This is a genomic window from Pseudomonas sp. TE3644, assembly GCF_056278815.1.
The window spans coordinates 1-17577 of record NZ_JBWBQF010000001.1; the positions used below are offsets into that span (position 1 = coordinate 1).

The 17577-nt window shown below is 60.2% G+C and carries 13 protein-coding genes and 2 rRNA genes; 7 read left to right on the top strand and 8 right to left on the bottom strand.

What is annotated here, in order from left to right:
- Positions 1-156 precede the first annotated feature (156 nt).
- From ACZ9GA_RS00005 to ACZ9GA_RS00015, 3 genes are all read left to right on the top strand, one after another.
- A 23S ribosomal RNA gene (locus tag ACZ9GA_RS00005) occupies positions 157-3049 on the top strand.
- Positions 3050-3190: 141 nt separating this feature from the next.
- A 5S ribosomal RNA gene (gene rrf / locus ACZ9GA_RS00010) occupies positions 3191-3306 on the top strand.
- A gap of 473 nt (positions 3307-3779) precedes the next feature.
- Positions 3780-4832: an ADP-ribosylglycohydrolase family protein gene (locus ACZ9GA_RS00015; protein ID WP_457358082.1), complete on the top strand. Its 1053-nt coding sequence runs from the start codon at positions 3780-3782 to the stop codon at positions 4830-4832.
- Between the two features lie 231 nt (positions 4833-5063).
- Here the strand turns inward: ACZ9GA_RS00015 and ACZ9GA_RS00020 are convergent, their stop codons facing one another.
- The 6 genes from ACZ9GA_RS00020 to exaC form a co-directional block, all read right to left on the bottom strand.
- The gene (locus ACZ9GA_RS00020) at positions 5064-5801 is read right to left on the bottom strand and encodes a LexA family transcriptional regulator (RefSeq protein ID WP_457358080.1); all 738 of its coding nucleotides are present in this window, start codon (positions 5799-5801) and stop codon (positions 5064-5066) included.
- A gap of 123 nt (positions 5802-5924) precedes the next feature.
- Entirely contained in the window at positions 5925-6452 is a 528-nt protein-coding gene (ppa, locus tag ACZ9GA_RS00025; protein WP_027981056.1) for an inorganic diphosphatase, read from the bottom strand.
- 111 nt (positions 6453-6563) lie between these two features.
- Entirely contained in the window at positions 6564-7382 is an 819-nt protein-coding gene (locus tag ACZ9GA_RS00030; protein WP_457358078.1) for a M90 family metallopeptidase, read from the bottom strand.
- Positions 7383-7384: 2 nt separating this feature from the next.
- Positions 7385-8041 (bottom strand): DedA family protein, encoded by a 657-nt coding sequence (locus ACZ9GA_RS00035; protein ID WP_457358076.1) that lies wholly within the window; start codon positions 8039-8041, stop codon positions 7385-7387.
- 271 nt (positions 8042-8312) lie between these two features.
- Positions 8313-8771, bottom strand: a complete 459-nt coding sequence (locus tag ACZ9GA_RS00040; RefSeq protein WP_457358074.1) for a GNAT family N-acetyltransferase — start codon at positions 8769-8771, stop codon at positions 8313-8315.
- Between the two features lie 156 nt (positions 8772-8927).
- Positions 8928-10448, bottom strand: a complete 1521-nt coding sequence (gene exaC, locus ACZ9GA_RS00045) for an acetaldehyde dehydrogenase ExaC (RefSeq protein WP_457358072.1) — start codon at positions 10446-10448, stop codon at positions 8928-8930.
- Positions 10449-10731: 283 nt separating this feature from the next.
- Between exaC and ACZ9GA_RS00050 the strand changes: the two genes are divergently transcribed.
- The 4 genes from ACZ9GA_RS00050 (at position 10732) to ACZ9GA_RS00065 (ending at position 15054) form a co-directional block, all read left to right on the top strand.
- Positions 10732-12636 (top strand): sigma-54-dependent Fis family transcriptional regulator, encoded by a 1905-nt coding sequence (locus tag ACZ9GA_RS00050; protein ID WP_457358070.1) that lies wholly within the window; start codon positions 10732-10734, stop codon positions 12634-12636.
- Positions 12637-12798: 162 nt separating this feature from the next.
- Positions 12799-14148: a UDP-N-acetylmuramate:L-alanyl-gamma-D-glutamyl-meso-diaminopimelate ligase gene (mpl, locus tag ACZ9GA_RS00055; RefSeq protein WP_457358068.1), complete on the top strand. Its 1350-nt coding sequence runs from the start codon at positions 12799-12801 to the stop codon at positions 14146-14148.
- Positions 14145-14774 (top strand): flavin prenyltransferase UbiX, encoded by a 630-nt coding sequence (gene ubiX / locus ACZ9GA_RS00060; protein ID WP_457358066.1) that lies wholly within the window; start codon positions 14145-14147, stop codon positions 14772-14774. Before mpl ends, ubiX begins: the two co-directional genes overlap by 4 nt.
- Positions 14767-15054 (top strand): YceK/YidQ family lipoprotein, encoded by a 288-nt coding sequence (locus tag ACZ9GA_RS00065; protein ID WP_457358064.1) that lies wholly within the window; start codon positions 14767-14769, stop codon positions 15052-15054. Before ubiX ends, ACZ9GA_RS00065 begins: the two co-directional genes overlap by 8 nt.
- A gap of 103 nt (positions 15055-15157) precedes the next feature.
- Here the strand turns inward: ACZ9GA_RS00065 and ACZ9GA_RS00070 are convergent, their stop codons facing one another.
- Positions 15158-15799, bottom strand: a complete 642-nt coding sequence (locus ACZ9GA_RS00070) for a Rossmann-fold NAD(P)-binding domain-containing protein (RefSeq protein ID WP_457358062.1) — start codon at positions 15797-15799, stop codon at positions 15158-15160.
- A gap of 26 nt (positions 15800-15825) precedes the next feature.
- Positions 15826-17556 (bottom strand): C13 family peptidase, encoded by a 1731-nt coding sequence (locus ACZ9GA_RS00075; RefSeq protein ID WP_457358060.1) that lies wholly within the window; start codon positions 17554-17556, stop codon positions 15826-15828.
- Positions 17557-17577 lie beyond the last annotated feature (21 nt).

Below are 17577 nucleotides of genomic sequence, written 5' to 3' on the forward strand. Positions count from 1 at the left end.
AGATCGTTCTTTAAAAATTTGGGTATGTGATAGAAAGATAGACTGAACGTTACTTTCACTGGTAACGGATCAGGCTAAGGTAAAATTTGTGATTCAAATTGCAAATTTTCGGCGAATGTCGTCTTCATAGTATAACCAGATTGCTTGGGGTTATATGGTCAAGTGAAGAAGCGCATACGGTGGATGCCTTGGCAGTCAGAGGCGATGAAAGACGTGGTAGCCTGCGAAAAGCTTCGGGGAGTCGGCAAACAGACTGTGATCCGGAGATGTCTGAATGGGGGAACCCAGCCATCATAAGATGGTTATCTTGTACTGAATACATAGGTGCAAGAGGCGAACCAGGGGAACTGAAACATCTAAGTACCCTGAGGAAAAGAAATCAACCGAGATTCCCTTAGTAGTGGCGAGCGAACGGGGACCAGCCCTTAAGTTGATTTGAGATTAGCGGAACGCTCTGGAAAGTGCGGCCATAGTGGGTGATAGCCCTGTACGCGAAAATCTCTTATCAATGAAATCGAGTAGGACGGAGCACGAGAAACTTTGTCTGAATATGGGGGGACCATCCTCCAAGGCTAAATACTACTGACTGACCGATAGTGAACTAGTACCGTGAGGGAAAGGCGAAAAGAACCCCGGAGAGGGGAGTGAAATAGATCCTGAAACCGTATGCGTACAAGCAGTGGGAGCAGACTTTGTTCTGTGACTGCGTACCTTTTGTATAATGGGTCAGCGACTTATATTCAGTGGCGAGCTTAACCGAATAGGGGAGGCGTAGCGAAAGCGAGTGTTAATAGCGCGTTTAGTCGCTGGGTATAGACCCGAAACCGGGCGATCTATCCATGGGCAGGTTGAAGGTTGGGTAACACTAACTGGAGGACCGAACCGACTACCGTTGAAAAGTTAGCGGATGACCTGTGGATCGGAGTGAAAGGCTAATCAAGCTCGGAGATAGCTGGTTCTCCTCGAAAGCTATTTAGGTAGCGCCTCATGTATCACTGTAGGGGGTAGAGCACTGTTTCGGCTAGGGGGTCATCCCGACTTACCAAACCGATGCAAACTCCGAATACCTACAAGTGCCGAGCATGGGAGACACACGGCGGGTGCTAACGTCCGTCGTGAAAAGGGAAACAACCCAGACCGTCAGCTAAGGTCCCAAAGTCATGGTTAAGTGGGAAACGATGTGGGAAGGCTTAGACAGCTAGGAGGTTGGCTTAGAAGCAGCCACCCTTTAAAGAAAGCGTAATAGCTCACTAGTCGAGTCGGCCTGCGCGGAAGATGTAACGGGGCTCAAACCATGCACCGAAGCTACGGGTATCATCTTATGATGATGCGGTAGAGGAGCGTTCTGTAAGCCTGTGAAGGTGAGTTGAGAAGCTTGCTGGAGGTATCAGAAGTGCGAATGCTGACATGAGTAACGACAATGGGTGTGAAAAACACCCACGCCGAAAGACCAAGGTTTCCTGCGCAACGTTAATCGACGCAGGGTTAGTCGGTCCCTAAGGCGAGGCTGAAAAGCGTAGTCGATGGAAAACAGGTTAATATTCCTGTACTTCTGGTTATTGCGATGGAGGGACGGAGAAGGCTAGGCCAGCTTGGCGTTGGTTGTCCAAGTTTAAGGTGGTAGGCTGAGATCTTAGGTAAATCCGGGATCTTAAGGCCGAGAGCTGATGACGAGTTGTCTTTAGACGACGAAGTGGTTGATGCCATGCTTCCAAGAAAAGCTTCTAAGCTTCAGGTAACCAGGAACCGTACCCCAAACCGACACAGGTGGTTGGGTAGAGAATACCAAGGCGCTTGAGAGAACTCGGGTGAAGGAACTAGGCAAAATGGCACCGTAACTTCGGGAGAAGGTGCGCCGGTGAGGGTGAAGGACTTGCTCCGTAAGCTCATGCCGGTCGAAGATACCAGGCCGCTGCGACTGTTTATTAAAAACACAGCACTCTGCAAACACGAAAGTGGACGTATAGGGTGTGACGCCTGCCCGGTGCCGGAAGGTTAATTGATGGGGTTAGCTAACGCGAAGCTCTTGATCGAAGCCCCGGTAAACGGCGGCCGTAACTATAACGGTCCTAAGGTAGCGAAATTCCTTGTCGGGTAAGTTCCGACCTGCACGAATGGCGTAACGATGGCGGCGCTGTCTCCACCCGAGACTCAGTGAAATTGAAATCGCTGTGAAGATGCAGTGTATCCGCGGCTAGACGGAAAGACCCCGTGAACCTTTACTATAGCTTTGCACTGGACTTTGAATTTGCTTGTGTAGGATAGGTGGGAGGCTTTGAAGCGTGGACGCCAGTTCGCGTGGAGCCATCCTTGAAATACCACCCTGGCAACTTTGAGGTTCTAACTCAGGTCCGTTATCCGGATCGAGGACAGTGTATGGTGGGTAGTTTGACTGGGGCGGTCTCCTCCTAAAGAGTAACGGAGGAGTACGAAGGTGCGCTCAGACCGGTCGGAAATCGGTCGTAGAGTATAAAGGCAAAAGCGCGCTTGACTGCGAGACAGACACGTCGAGCAGGTACGAAAGTAGGTCTTAGTGATCCGGTGGTTCTGTATGGAAGGGCCATCGCTCAACGGATAAAAGGTACTCCGGGGATAACAGGCTGATACCGCCCAAGAGTTCATATCGACGGCGGTGTTTGGCACCTCGATGTCGGCTCATCACATCCTGGGGCTGAAGCCGGTCCCAAGGGTATGGCTGTTCGCCATTTAAAGTGGTACGCGAGCTGGGTTTAGAACGTCGTGAGACAGTTCGGTCCCTATCTGCCGTGGACGTTTGAGATTTGAGAGGGGCTGCTCCTAGTACGAGAGGACCGGAGTGGACGAACCTCTGGTGTTCCGGTTGTCACGCCAGTGGCATTGCCGGGTAGCTATGTTCGGAAAAGATAACCGCTGAAAGCATCTAAGCGGGAAACTTGCCTCAAGATGAGATCTCACTGGAACCTTGAGTTCCCTGAAGGGCCGTCGAAGACTACGACGTTGATAGGTTGGGTGTGTAAGCGCTGTGAGGCGTTGAGCTAACCAATACTAATTGCCCGTGAGGCTTGACCATATAACACCCAAGCAATTTGAGCGGAAGCCAGATTGCGGTGTTGTGAAGATGATACGAACCGAAAGTTTGCTGATTCACAAATACCATCACATACCCGATTCGCTGGAATGCCACCCAAAGGGCATCCTGGCTACAGAATTTCTTGACGACCATAGAGCATTGGAACCACCTGATCCCATCCCGAACTCAGCAGTGAAACGATGCATCGCCGATGGTAGTGTGGGGTTTCCCCATGTGAGAGTAGGTCATCGTCAAGATTAAATTCCGAAACCCCCATCTGCGAAAGCAGGTGGGGGTTTTGTCTTTATGGCCTGGAATTCAGGGACAGCAGTCCTGGCCTCATCGCATCGCATCGCATCGCATCGTAGCCGCTGCCGCCAGGCTGCGCTGGCCCCAAGCCCCACCGAAAATCTCCAGCGCACACCAGGGCCAGCGCAGCCTAGCGGCAGCGGCTACAGGCGTTCCAAGGCGAGGTGTACTTTTCCCTTCAAATATCACGCCATTCCCCCCCCACCCTGTGGAGCAGGGTAACCGAGTCGTTCCCTTCCCGAGCTTCGCCCGGTCCCACAGCGGGGGTAGCACCACCTTGCCGTAGCCGCTGCCGCCAGGCTGCGCTGGCCACAAGCCTCACTGAAGATCCCCAGCGCACACCAGGCCCAGCGCAGCCTACGGCAGCGACTACAGAAATGCGGCACAATGGGACGTGGACGCAACCGTGTAAGGAACACACATGAACAAACTCGAACGCATCAAAGGCTGCCTGCTGGGCGGCGCCGTCGGCGACGCCCTGGGCGCGCCGGTGGAGTTTCTCGAGTGGCCCGTGATACAAGCCAAGTACGGCGACCAGGGCATCGCCGACTTTACCCCGGCCTACGGCCGCATCGGCGCAATCACCGACGACACCCAGATGATGCTGTTCACCGCCGAAGGCCTGTTGCGTGCTTATGTCCGCGGCAGCTCCCGAGGCATCTGCCACGTCCCAAGCGTCATCCACCATGCCTTGCTGCGCTGGCTGACCACGCAAAACGAACAGCCCGGTATTGCGGTCAGCAAAGATGGCTGGTTGATCGACGAAAAAGCCCTATGGGCGCGCCGTGCCCCCGGTTCCACCTGCATCAGCGCACTCAAGGCCAGCAAGCAGCTGGGCAGCGCTGCACAGAACGACAGCAAGGGGTGCGGCGCCCTTATGCGCAGTGCCCCTTGCGCCTTCTTCGCCAATGCCTTCGAATACGCCGCCCAAGCTGGTCGTTTGACTCATGGTCACCCCACTGGCTACCTGGCCGCTGGCTTGTTCGCCGACATCCTGCATCGCATGACAGATCGAGTGATGGGGCTGGAGAAGGCAGTGACCGACAGCCTTGCCGAGCATGGGCACAAACCGGATATGGACGAAATTCGCCAATTGCTGGAGCGTGTCCTGTTCTTTGTTCGTGAAGGCTTCCATCCCACGCCTGAGCGCATTGGCGAACTGGGCGGTGGATGGGTTGCCGAGGAGGCCCTGGCCATCGGTGTATGGTGCGCGCTGACTGCCGATAGCCTGGAGGACGGTGTCATTCGCGCCGTCAATCACAGTGGTGACAGTGACAGCACCGGGTTGATTGCCGGGCATTTGCTGGGCATTGAATACGGCGCTGCCGCGATTCCGGCACGCTGGCTGCAGCGTTTGGAATTGCGCCATGTCATTGAACGCATAGCGGACGACCTTGAGATCGTGCCTCGAGACTATTGTGGTTATGGGGGAGAGGAAGACGGCTGGATTGAACTGGCGTATCCAGGTGGCTGACACCATTTTTCAGGCATTAAAAAGCCGGCTTGTGGCCGGCTTCTCGTCGACAGTCCTGGTTTGTTTTTGGCAAACCCAAACCGCCTTCTAAAAATGTAAGAACCAGTAATCTTGCGTTACCGGTTAGCCAGGCAGTGATGATTGCTGCTCGACTGTGGCCAGGTGCTTAACGCCCCAGCCAAAAGGTGCGCAAAGAATAGCGGCATTCCAGCCAAAAGCCCAGCATAAATGTCATTGGTTCCCATCCTCCGGGCCATCCGGACGCTGGGCCTGCAAGGTTGACCACCAAAACACCCACCCCAGAACCTCGACGGCATCATCCACGCCCACCAGCTCGTCACTGTATTCACCCAGGTTGTCTGCTCGCAGTCTCAAGGCATCGCACGCCATGGGATGCAGGGTGCGCACGCAAATCCTGTCCTCACGCAGCAAGGCGTAGATCTGCCCGGCGACAGGGGCAGTAAGGCTGCGGTCTATGGCTAGTGCGGCGCCGGGCTGGATGCGCGGTGTCATGGCGGTGTCGGGCATGATCACTGCCACACATTGGTCAGGGTTGATGTCCAGTGAATCGAAGGCCGCAATCGGCAGACGCAGATGATGGTGCTCATCGGCGATGAGCTGATGGTTAAGGGGGCGATGGAAGGGCAGCAGAATATCCTGATCGGTGCTGGCGGCGCGGGTGGCGGGGTTGCCGTGTGGGGCCAGGTTGTCCTGGTCGAAAAACTCGTCCTGTGGATCGCAAGGTGGGAAGGGCGGTGGAAATCGGTATTTTGGCCCCAGGCCGGTACGCAGCCAGCGGGTGTGGACGCAGAGTAATTGAGCGATATCGTCGAGGCGGGCGATGGGTACGCCGCGACGTATCCAGTTGTTGACGTGCTGGGGCAGCACCTTGCGGTGCAGCGCCAGATCCGAGGGCGTGAGATGGCATTCCTGGAGCAGCGTCTTGAGGCGATCACCGGAGCTGATCATGGTGGTTTCCGGGTTGTGGGAGACGCCGGCAGTCTGCCGATCCTGGCGACAGGAGGCTGTAGGACATTTCTGAAGACATAAAAAAGCCCTGCACTGGGCAGGGCTTTTTTGTCACCGGGTGGTTCAGCCTTTGAAGGCAGCAACCGACTTGGTGATTTCAGCACGGGCGGCTTCAGCGTCGCCCCAGCCTTCGATCTTGACCCACTTACCTTTTTCGAGATCTTTGTAGTTCTCGAAGAAGTGCTTGATCTGCTCCAGCAGCAGGGCTGGCAGGTCGGTGTATTCCTTCACGTCAACGTACAGCTGCGACAGCTTGTCGTGCGGTACGGCCAGAACCTTGGCGTCGCCGCCGCCGTCGTCGGTCATGTGCAGGATGCCGACCGGACGGGCACGGATGACCGAACCTGGGGCCACTGGGTACGGGGTGACAACCAGCACGTCCAGGGGATCGCCATCGTCAGCCAGGGTGTTGGGGATGAAACCGTAGTTGGCCGGGTAGAACATAGGGGTGGCCATGAAACGATCGACGAACAGGGTATCGCTGTCCTTGTCGATTTCGTATTTGATCGGCGCGTGGTTGGCCGGAATCTCGATGGCGACGTAGATGTCGTTCGGCAGGTCTTTGCCAGCCGGAATCTTGCTGTAGCTCATTGGGCGTTGCCCCCGTTGTAGGCCAGTAAAAATGGCCGTTTAGGCCAAAAAGTGGCAGGGATTATTGCATATATTGCCCGCGTTGCCACGCATGGCCAGACCACTGCCGCCTCAGCCGTGGTGGCTGTGCCGGTAGTCGGGGTGGCTCAGTTGCAGGCCTTGCAGCCGCACAAGCGGGTCCTGGCGGTAGAACGCTTTCAACTGCTGGTAAACGGCAGGGTACGCCTGGTGCAGCAGGTCCGGGGCGCTGAAGAAATACTCGCTGGTGACGGCAAAGAACTCAGCGGGATTTTCCGCAGCGTAAGGGTCGATGGCCGTCTCGGCGCCGGGGTCGCGGTCCAGCTGTCGATTGAGATCGTCGTAGGCCTGTTGCATGGCTGCTGCCCAGTCGCTGACCCGCATGTCCCGGTGCAGTGGCGGCAGGCCGTTGGCATCACCGTTGAGCATGTCGAGTTTGTGCGCCAGTTCGTGGATGACCAGGTTGTAGGCTTCCCAGCCGCCACCGGCCAGCACGCCGGGCAGGGCCAGGATGATCGGCCCCTGCTGCCAGGCTTCGCCACTGTGCTCGCCGTCCCAGCTGTGCTCCACGCCGCTGGGGTCGCGGTGGCGCTGGGGGCTCAGAAAGTCGTCGGGGTAGAGCACGATTTCGTGGAAGTTGCCGTACCAGTCCAGGTCGCCCAGGTGCAGCAAGGGCAATTGCGCCTGGGCGGCCAGCAGCAGACGTATCTCGTCGTCCAGCTGCACGCCATCAAGGCTGGTCAGCTGCTTGTCCAGCAGGAACAGCACACTGTGCTCCTGCAGCCACTGGTCTTCCTCGGCGCTGATGTCGTCGAGGATCGCCAGCTTATGTCGCACCCGCTGCCACATCAGTGGATCAAGCGGGTGTCGAGCCAGCGCCCGACGGCGGCGCCAGGCGCGCAGCGACCACATGCTCAGCGCGACGAGGCCTTGGCGGTCTTGCCGGCCATGCGGCTCTTCAGTACGCCGATGATCATGGGCACCAGAGACAGCAGGATGATGGCGACCACCAGCAGCGACAGGTTCTTCTTGATGAACGGCACGTTGCCGAAGAAGTAGCCCAGGGTCACCAGGCCGCCGACCCAGACCACCGTGCCGACCACGCTGAACGCCAGGAAGCGTGGGTAGAACATCTTGGCAACGCCCGCCACGAACGGTGCAAAGGTACGCAGGATGGGCAGGAAACGCGCCAGGGTCACGGTCTTGCCGCCATGGCGCTCGTAGAAATCATGGGTCTGCTGCAGGTAATCGCGGCGGAAGATTTTCGAGTTGGGGTTGCTGAACAGCTTCTCGCCGGCCGTTCGACCGATTACATAGTTGGTGCTGTCGCCCAGGATGGCGGCCGCCATCAGCAGTGCGCCGATCAGCCATGGGTCCATGCCGCCGCCAGCGGCCACGGCGCCAGCGATGAACAGCAGCGAATCGCCCGGCAGGAAGGGGGTTACCACAAGACCTGTTTCACAGAAGATGACCAGGAACAGGATCGCGTAGATCCAGGGGCCGTAATTGGTCACCAGCAGATCGAGATACGTATCCAGATGAAGGATCAGGTCAAGCGGGTTGAAATCCATGTGCAACACCTGTGCAGGGCCCGACGCTACGGGCTTTGGGGCGACTTGAGGGACGGTAGGCTGTTCGGTAACAAATCGTACAACCTGAGGGGCCGGAATTATACGACCGGATGGCGGGATTGCCCCACGAGTTTGTAGCCAGGCGTTTCAGTTTCATCTTGCGCAGATGCCGTAGCCGCTGCCGCCAGGCTGCGCTGGCCCCCAGCCTCACTGGATATCTCTAGTGAGCGATAGGGCCCGCGCAGCCTCGCGGCAGCGGCTACAGGGGAATTCAATCGGAGTTGATGGGCAGCACGTAGTTGAGGAACTCGGTGTCCTGGTGGAAACCAATGGACTCGTAGGTTTTCTGCGCCACCTCGTTGTCGGCGCTGGTGGAGACACGCAAGCGCACGGCCTGGGTTTCCTTGGCCATCTTCTTGGCGGTGCGGATCAGGTGGTCGGCTACCAACTGGCGGCGGGCATCTTCGGCGACGTAGATGTCGTTGAGAATCCACACGCGCTTGAGCGATAGCGAGGAGAAACTGGGGTAGAGCTGGCAGAAGCCCAGCAGCTTGTTGTCATCGTCGTCTGGCAGGGCCAGGTAAATCGTCGATTCCTTGCGTCGAAGACGCTTTTCCAGGAAGGCGCGGGAGGAGTCGGGGTAGGGCAATTCGCCGTAAAACTCGCGGTATTTCACAAACAAGGGAGCGATCAGGTCCAGATGCTCCAGCGTTGCTTGAACAATTCGCATATCGGGCCTCGCGTGCTGGACAAGGGGTGGCAACCAATACCACGGCATGCCGTCGATCCGATGCTGCCTTAAAACAATTAGAAAACGCAATCAAACGGACGCTGAAATGAATCAGCCCGGTCATGCAAGCACAACCGGGCTGACACAGTTTTCAGCTTAGAAGAAACCGAGCGGGTTGATGTCGTAGCTCACCAGCAGGTTCTTGGTCTGCTGGTAGTGGTCCAGCATCATTTTGTGGGTTTCACGGCCAACGCCGGACTTTTTGTACCCGCCGAACGCGGCGTGGGCCGGGTACAGGTGGTAGCAGTTGGTCCACACGCGACCGGCCTTGATGCCGCGGCCCATGCGGTAGGCGCGGTTGATGTCACGGGTCCACACGCCGGCGCCCAGGCCGAACTCGGTGTCGTTGGCGATGGCCAGGGCTTCGGCTTCATCCTTGAACGTGGTGACACTCACCACCGGGCCGAAGATTTCTTCCTGGAACACGCGCATCTTGTTGTTGCCCTTGAGCAGGGTTGGCTGAATGTAATAACCGGTCGACAGGTTACCTTCCAGTTTTTGCACGCTGCCGCCGGTCAACAGTTCGGCGCCTTCGTTCTTGGCAATATCCAGGTACGAAAGAATCTTGTCGAACTGTTGCTCGGACGCCTGGGCGCCGACCATGGTCTCGGTGTCCAGCGGGTCGCCACGCTTGATCTGCTCGATCTTCTTCATCACTTCTTTCATGAAGGCCGGGTAGATCGACTCCTGCACCAACGCCCGGGATGGGCAGGTGCACACTTCACCCTGGTTGAAGAATGCCAGTACCAGGCCTTCAGCGGCTTTTTCGATAAAGCTCTGCTCGGCCTGCATGATGTCTTCGAAGAAGATGTTCGGCGATTTGCCGCCCAGCTCCACGGTGGACGGGATGATGTTCTCGGCCGCGCACTTCATGATGTGCGAGCCCACCGGAGTGGAGCCGGTGAAGGCAATCTTGGCGATGCGCTTGCTGGTGGCCAGCGCCTCGCCCGCTTCCTTGCCGAAACCCTGAACGATATTGAGCACGCCAGGCGGCAGCAGGTCGCCGATCAGCTCGACCAGCACAGTGATGCCCAGTGGGGTCTGCTCGGCGGGCTTGAGCACCACGCAGTTGCCAGCGGCCAGTGCGGGGGCCAGTTTCCAGGCTGCCATCAGGATCGGGAAGTTCCACGGGATGATCTGCCCGACCACGCCCAGTGGCTCGTGGATGTGGTAGGCCACGGTGTTGCCGTCGATCTCGGCAGCGCTGCCTTCCTGCGCCCGCAGGCAACCGGCGAAGTAGCGGAAATGGTCGGCGGCCAGGGGGATGTCGGCGTTGAGGGTTTCACGAACGGCCTTGCCGTTGTCCCAGGTTTCGGTGATGGCCAGTGTTTCCAGATGTTGTTCGATGCGGTCGGCGATCTTCAGCAGGGTCAGTGAGCGGGCCTGCACCGAGGTGCTGCCCCAGGCGTCGGCAGCGGCATGGGCGGCATCAAGGGCTTTGTCGATGTCTTCGGCAGTGGAACGGGGGAATTCGGCAATTGGCTGGCCATTGACCGGCGAAGTGTTGGTGAAGTACTGGCCCTTGACCGGTGCCACGAATTCGCCGCCGATGTAGTTGCCATAGCGGCTCTTGAAGTTGACCAGAGCCCCTTCGGTACCAGGATGTGCGTAACGCATGGTGAGTTTCTCCTTGATTCTTGTCTTTTGGGTGGAGGACGCGTTTGCGGCGTTTAATAGCGTAGAGCAAGTGTTGGGCCACTGCCTTGAGACCCAGCAAAACGGCGGGTTCCAGCCCATCTGACGGCTCGTTTTAGCCGTGCTTCGTGGCAGGTTCGCGACAGCCGGGGTGACACTGTGTGCCATCGTTGGCACAGCGGTGACCCATGGGTCGAAGGTGGCATTGCATTGCCTGGGCGCCTGGAGGATGCTTGGGATGAACTCCACTGGAGAATAATAAAAAGTGCACAGTGATCATCTCAGCCGTCATGCGCACCAAGTGCTGACCGTCACCCGTGGTGGGCAGCCTGCGCGCGGCCCGGCCAGCGACCCGTCCATCGCCCGCTCCTGGCTGCGTTGCCTGGAGGACTACCACCTCGACCCCTCGCTGGCGGTAGCCCCCACCGTGCTGGAGCACGGGCGCATCCTCGAGAGTCGCGCGCGCATGCAGCAAGTGCTGCAGATCGCCGGCAGCGAAATGGCCAGCCTGCATCAGCAACTGTCCGGCGCCGGCCATGCGGTGCTGCTGACCGATGCCCGGGGCGTCATCCTCAACTGTGTCACTGCGCCTACCGAGCGCAAGGTGTTCGAGCGCGCCGGCCTGTGGCTGGGTGCCGACTGGAGCGAGGCCTGTGAGGGCACCAACGGCATTGGCACCTGCCTGGTCGAGCGCCAGGCCCTGACCATTCATCAGGACGAGCATTTCAGAGGTCGGCATACCGGCCTGACCTGTTCAGCCAGCCCCGTGTTCGACCCCAGCGGCGAACTGCTGGCGGTGCTCGACGTATCTTCGGCGCGAGCTGATGCCTCCCGTCAAAGCCAGTTCCACACCATGACCCTGGTCAATCTCTCGGCGAAGATGATCGAGAGCTGCTACTTCATGCGTCATTTCGAGGACCAGTGGCTGCTGCGCTTCCATCTGCAGGCCGAGTCGGTGGGCATGTTCAGCGAAGGCTTGCTGGCGTTCGACGAACAGGGCCGTATTGCGGCCGTCAATCAGAGTGCGCTGAACCTGCTGGGGCGTGGGCGTGGCACCCTGGTGGGGCAGCCCGTGGATGCCTTTTTCGACTGCGCCTTGGGCGAATTGCTGGGCCGCGCCACCACCGAAGCCAGTACCAGCTGGCCGTTGCGCACCCGTGATGGTCGCTCGCTGTTCGCCAGCCTCAAGGGCCGGCCGCGCGCCTTGGCCGTTGCCGTGCCGGTGGCTCAGCCTGTATTGCCAGCGGCGGATATCTGCCTGGGTGACGAGCGCCTGCAACTGGACTTTCGCCGGGCCCTTAAAGTGTTCGAACGCGACGTGCCGCTGATGGTCCACGGCGAAACCGGCTCGGGCAAGGAGGCCTTCGCCAAGGCCGTGCACCAGGCCAGTCAGCGCGCGGGCAAGGCGTTCGTGGCGCTCAACTGTGCCTCGCTGCCCGAGAGCCTGATCGAAAGCGAGTTGTTCGGTTATCGCGGCGGCAGTTTTACTGGGGCGCGCAAGGAAGGCATGCGCGGCAAGCTGCAGCAGGCGGACGGTGGCACCCTGTTGCTCGACGAAATCGGCGACATGCCCCTGGCACTGCAGACCCGTTTGCTGCGCGTGCTCGAAGACCGCATGGTGGTACCGCTGGGCGGCGAAGCCGTGGCAGTGGATGTGCGCATCATCAGCGCCACCCACCGCAACCTGCTGGAACGGGTACGCGACGGCAGTTTCCGGGAAGATTTGTACTACCGCCTCAACGGGCTGGAAATTGACCTGCCGGCGTTGCGCGATCGAACCGACAAACCAGCGTTGCTGGATTTCATCCTGCACCAGGAGGCAGGGGGTGAACTGGTGCAACTGGATACCCGGGCACGCGAAGCGTTGCTGGCGTTTGGCTGGCCGGGCAACGTGCGGCAGATGCGCAATGTGTTGCGCACCTTGGTGGCGTTGAGCGAAGACGGGCGGGTGACCTTCACTGACCTGCCCGGTTACCTGCGTGACCAGGCACCTGCTGCCACTTTGCCTGAGCAGCCGCTGGCCGAGGCCGAACGTACGGCATTGCTCGGGGCGCTGGAGCGCCAGCGCTGGCACATGACCCATGTGGCGCAAGAGTTGGGTGTTAGCCGCAATACCTTATATAGAAAGTTGCGCAAACATGGCCTCAGCCGCCAACTGAACGTCTTGTAGGAGCCGACCTTGGTCGCGATGCGGCCAACGCGGATCGACTTTGGAACGGCGGTGGCTCCATCGCGGCCAAGGCCGGCTCCTACAAAGGTGTAGCGGCACAATCAGCACGTGAGATTTTTCCTACCCTAAGTTAACCTGCCTCGATGTTTCGCGAGGTCAATCATGCATATTCACATTCTCGGTATCTGCGGCACGTTCATGGGCTCGCTGGCGGTACTCGCCAAGGAGTCCGGCCACCACGTCACCGGTTCCGACGCCAACGTCTATCCCCCCATGAGCACTCAACTGGAGGCCCAGGGCATCGAGTTGACCCAGGGCTATGACGCCGCGCAACTGGACCCGGCGCCTGACCTGGTGGTCATCGGCAACGCCCTGTCGCGGGGTAACCCGGCGGTGGAATATGTACTGAACAAGGGCCTGCCCTACGTATCGGGCCCGCAATGGCTCGCCGACCACGTGCTGCAAGGCCGCTGGGTATTGGCCGTCGCCGGCACCCACGGCAAGACCACCACCAGCAGCATGCTGGCCTGGGTGCTGGAGCACGCCGGCATGGCGCCGGGCTTCCTGATCGGCGGTGTGCCGCAGAACTTCGCGGTGTCGGCGCGTTTAGGCGATACGCCCTTCTTCGTGGTGGAAGCGGATGAATACGACAGTGCCTTCTTCGACAAACGTTCCAAGTTCGTTCACTACCGCCCGCGCACGGCCATCCTCAACAACCTGGAATTCGACCACGCGGATATCTTCCCCGACCTGGCTGCCATCGAGCGCCAGTTCCACCACCTGGTTCGTACCATCCCCAGCGAAGGCCTGGTGATCCACCCCACTACGGAACCGGCGCTCAAGCGCGTCATCGACATGGGTTGCTGGACCCCGGTGCAGACCACCGGCGACGGCGGTCAATGGCAAGCCCGCCTGTTGAGCGAAGACGGTTCGCGCTTTGAAGTGCTGTTCGACGGCAAGCTCGAGGGCACAGTCAATTGGCCTTTGACCGGTCAGCACAACGTCGCCAACGCCTTGGCGACCCTGGCCGCTGCCCGCCATGTGGGCGTGGTGCCGGCCATGGGCGTGCAAGCGCTGAGCGCGTTCAAGAACGTCAAGCGCCGCATGGAAACCGTGGCCCAGGTGCAGGGCGTCACGATTTATGACGATTTCGCCCACCACCCGACCGCGATCGCCACCACGCTGGATGGCCTGCGTAAACGCATCGGCGATGCGCCACTGATCGCGGTGATCGAGCCGCGCTCCAACTCCATGAAGCTGGGCGCGCACCGCGACGGGCTGCCGGAAAGCGTACGTGATGCCGACCAAGTGATCTGGTACGCCCCGCCAAACCTGGGCTGGGACCTGGCTGCCACCGCCGCGCAATGCCCGGTACCGGCCATCGTTGCCGATTCCCTGGAGGCGATCATCGCCCGGGTCCAAAGCCAGGCCCAACCTGGTACCCATGTGGTGATCATGAGCAACGGCGGCTTCGGCGGCCTGCACTTGAAGCTGGCCGAGGCGCTCAAATGAGTGGCCCGGAACGTATCACGCTGGCCATGACGGGGGCTTCGGGCTCCCAGTATGGCCTGCGCTTGCTCGACTGCCTGGTGCGCGAAGACCGCGAAGTGCACTTCCTGATTTCCAAGGCCGCGCAATTGGTGATGGCCACGGAAACCGATGTCGTGCTGCCACCCAAGCCCCAGGCCATGCAGGCCTTCCTGACTGAATACACCGGCGCTGCGGCAAACCAGATTCGGGTGTACGGCAAGGAAGACTGGATGTCGCCCGTGGCCTCAGGCTCCGGCTCGCCGGCAGCGATGGTGGTGGTGCCCTGTTCCACCGGCACGCTGTCGGCGATTGCCACGGGTGCCTGCAACAACCTGATCGAGCGTGCGGCGGACGTCACCCTCAAGGAGCGCCGCCAGCTGATCCTGGTGCCCCGCGAGGCGCCGTATTCCACCATCCACCTGGAAAACATGCTCAAGCTGTCGCAGATGGGCGCGATCATGCTGCCGGCCTCTCCAGGTTTCTATCATCAGCCGCAAACCATCGATGACCTGGTGGATTTTGTGGTGGCGCGGGTGCTGAACCTGCTCAACATTCCCCAGGACATGCTGCCGCGTTGGGGCGAGTATCACCTGGGCGGCGATGAATAAGGCGCTGATTTGCCTTGTGGCGGGGCTGCAATTGAGTGGATGTGCCAGTGTGAGCACGCTCAATGCCGCCAAGCCTGGGGCGCCGGTGGTGTATTCCGGGGCGCGGCTGGATTGGTATGCAATTGAAGGCGGCTGTTGCCCTGTGGATAAGTTCGGGGTTGAGGCGCCGGCCCTGCCGTGGGTGGACTTGCCGTTCAGCACCTTGCTGGACACGCTATTGTTGCCGGTGTCGGCGCTGACGGTTCTCGGGTTTGGCGTACAAGCCCACGGCGGGTTGTGACTCCCCCCTGTGGGACCGGGCGAAGCTCGGGAAGGGGGCACCGCTAGCCCCTGCTGCGCTAGTTCCCGAGCTTCGCCCGGTCCCACAAGGGTGGCGGGGGGGGCTATTTACCCAGCCGCCTTAACTCATCGGACTCCACCACCCGAATCCCATCCTGCTCCTCCAGCGCCAACCGCCACAGCGCCCGCGCCAGCTGGCACGCCTCGATGCCGCGATACTTGCCGGGAATCAACTTGGCAATCGGCGCCACCAACTGCTCGCCCAAGCGCGGCTCCACGCGGGTGCCCAGCAGCAAGGAAGGTCGCACGATGGTCAGCTGTGGCCAGTTCATGGCCTTGAGGTCGCGCTCGGTCTCGCCCTTCACGCGGTTGTAGAAAATCTTCGACTTGTCGTCGGCATCGATGGCGCTGATCACCAGCAGATGGCGCGCACCCAGTTCGCGGGCGCGCTTGGCGTACGCCACCACCAGGTCGTGATCGATTTCGCGGAAGGCTTCCTGCGAGCCGGCCTGCTTGATGGTGCTGCCCAGGCAGCAATAGGCCACATCCACGCGGCCACCCAGGCCAGGCAGCAGATCACCTAATTTGCCGACCGGGTTTTCCAGGTGAGGGTGTTCGGCAAGGGGGCGGCGGGTAGGCGCCAGCACCCTGTTCACCGTGGGTTCATTGAGCAGCCGGTCGAGCAAATGCTCGCCCGTCAAACCGGTGGCTCCAGCAAGCAGGATGTGTTGCGGCGTCAAGTACATGATGTCTCTCCCCTGTTACAGCAAGCTTAGTGGCTCCCTGCACTTTTTGCTGCTTGCGCGCTCACTGCCGCACTCTGCAACGCCCGCTTGGCCTGCTGTTGGCGCAGACGCTGCCAGTGGGCAACTACGCCTTTGGGTGCCCAGATTTGTGGGTCCGAGGCTTCGAAGCTGTCTGCCTCCTCACGTTCGGCAACGTGCTTGCGAGCAAGTTCGAACGCTTGTTGCAGGTCATCGGTCTCGTTCAGGGCCTGGGCGAACAGGGCATCACCGAAGTAGGTGAAGTCCGATTCCTCCGAGCAGCCGAACGATACGCGGTCGGCACGGGAGGCTGTCATCACCAGTGTATGCTCATCTTTCAGCGCGGGGATGAAACCACCTGAGTAACAGGCCGAGATGACCACGATCTTGTCGCGGTTTTTCAATGGCGCCAGCACATTGGCGAGTTCGTCCGGTTCTAGGTCCGACAGCTGCAGGCGCGGCTGGTCCAGCACCAGTTCATTTTCGTGGGTGCCGTGGCTGGTCAGGTAGATGAACACCAGGTCTTCCGCGCCACTGCGCTGGGCGATGGTTTCCACCGCGCGGCTCAACGTTTCGCGAGTGGCCATGGGGCGGTCACCCAGGTGGTCACGGTGGTTGACCAGATTGACCTGGCCCACGGCGCCGAAGCGGCTGGCCAGCATATGGTTGACGTAGTCGGCCTCGCGCATGAACACGCTTTGCTTGCCATCACCGGCCAAGGTCAGGCTGTACAACTGGATGTCGCCGCCGGTGGACTTGGGCACTGCCGCCAGGGCCTTGTCCAGCAAGGCTCCCTGGTTCAGCAGGCCCAGTTCCAGGCTATCGGGCAGCAACTTGCCCTGGGCGTCGCGCACGCGCTGGCCGTTTGTCCACAGGCCGCTTTCCACCGCGCCGTCCTTGTGTATCAGCGTGCCCTTGCCATCGTAGGTGTCGTTGTTGAAGGTGCCCGCGTAACTGCTGCCGTCAGCCAGGGTCAGGCTGCCGGGGCCGGAGAAGTGCCAGTCATCGAAGCGGCCCTTGTAGTGGCTGCCGTCGCTGCCGAACATTTCGCCTTCGCCGGTCAGTGCGCCTTCCTTGAACGAGCCGATCCACACATCGCCCTCGGCGCTTTCGTAGCGGCCGCGGCCGTGCAATTGATTGGCATGGAAGTCGCCGATGTACTGATCGCCCTCCGAACTGCTGAAGGTGCCATGGCCTTCCAGCTCGCCGTTGACGAAGTTGCCGGTGAACTGATTGCCGCTGGCGTCGCTGCGCACCCCTTCGCCGTTGGGTTTGCCGTGGGCGAACACGCCCTGGTAGTCGCTGCCGTCATCCAGCTCCAGGTGGCCGGCACCCGAATACTGGTCGGTCTTGAACTCGCCGCGGTAAGTCTGGCCCGGCTCCTTGAGCGTGCCTTCGCCGTCGCGCCGGCCCAGCTTGAAGGTGCCTACGTACGTGGTGCCGTTGGCGCTCAAACTGCCTTGACCGTGGAACAGGCCCTGCTGGAAGCCGCCCCGGTAGACCTCGCCGTTGCTGCCGTGCCATTCGCCCTCGCCATGCCACTGGCCATTGAGGAAGGCGCCGGCGTACCAACTGCCATTGGGGTAGTCGATCCGCCCCTGGCCCTGCAGCAGGCCATTGACCACCTCACCACGGTAACGGCCGCCATCGGGCAGGCGGGCGTCGGGAGGGGACAGGGACTCGCCATCGCCGCAGGCGGTGATCAATAAGGTCAGGGCGAGGGGAACGAGTGGGCGCATGGCGGGATCCGGGCAAGTAAG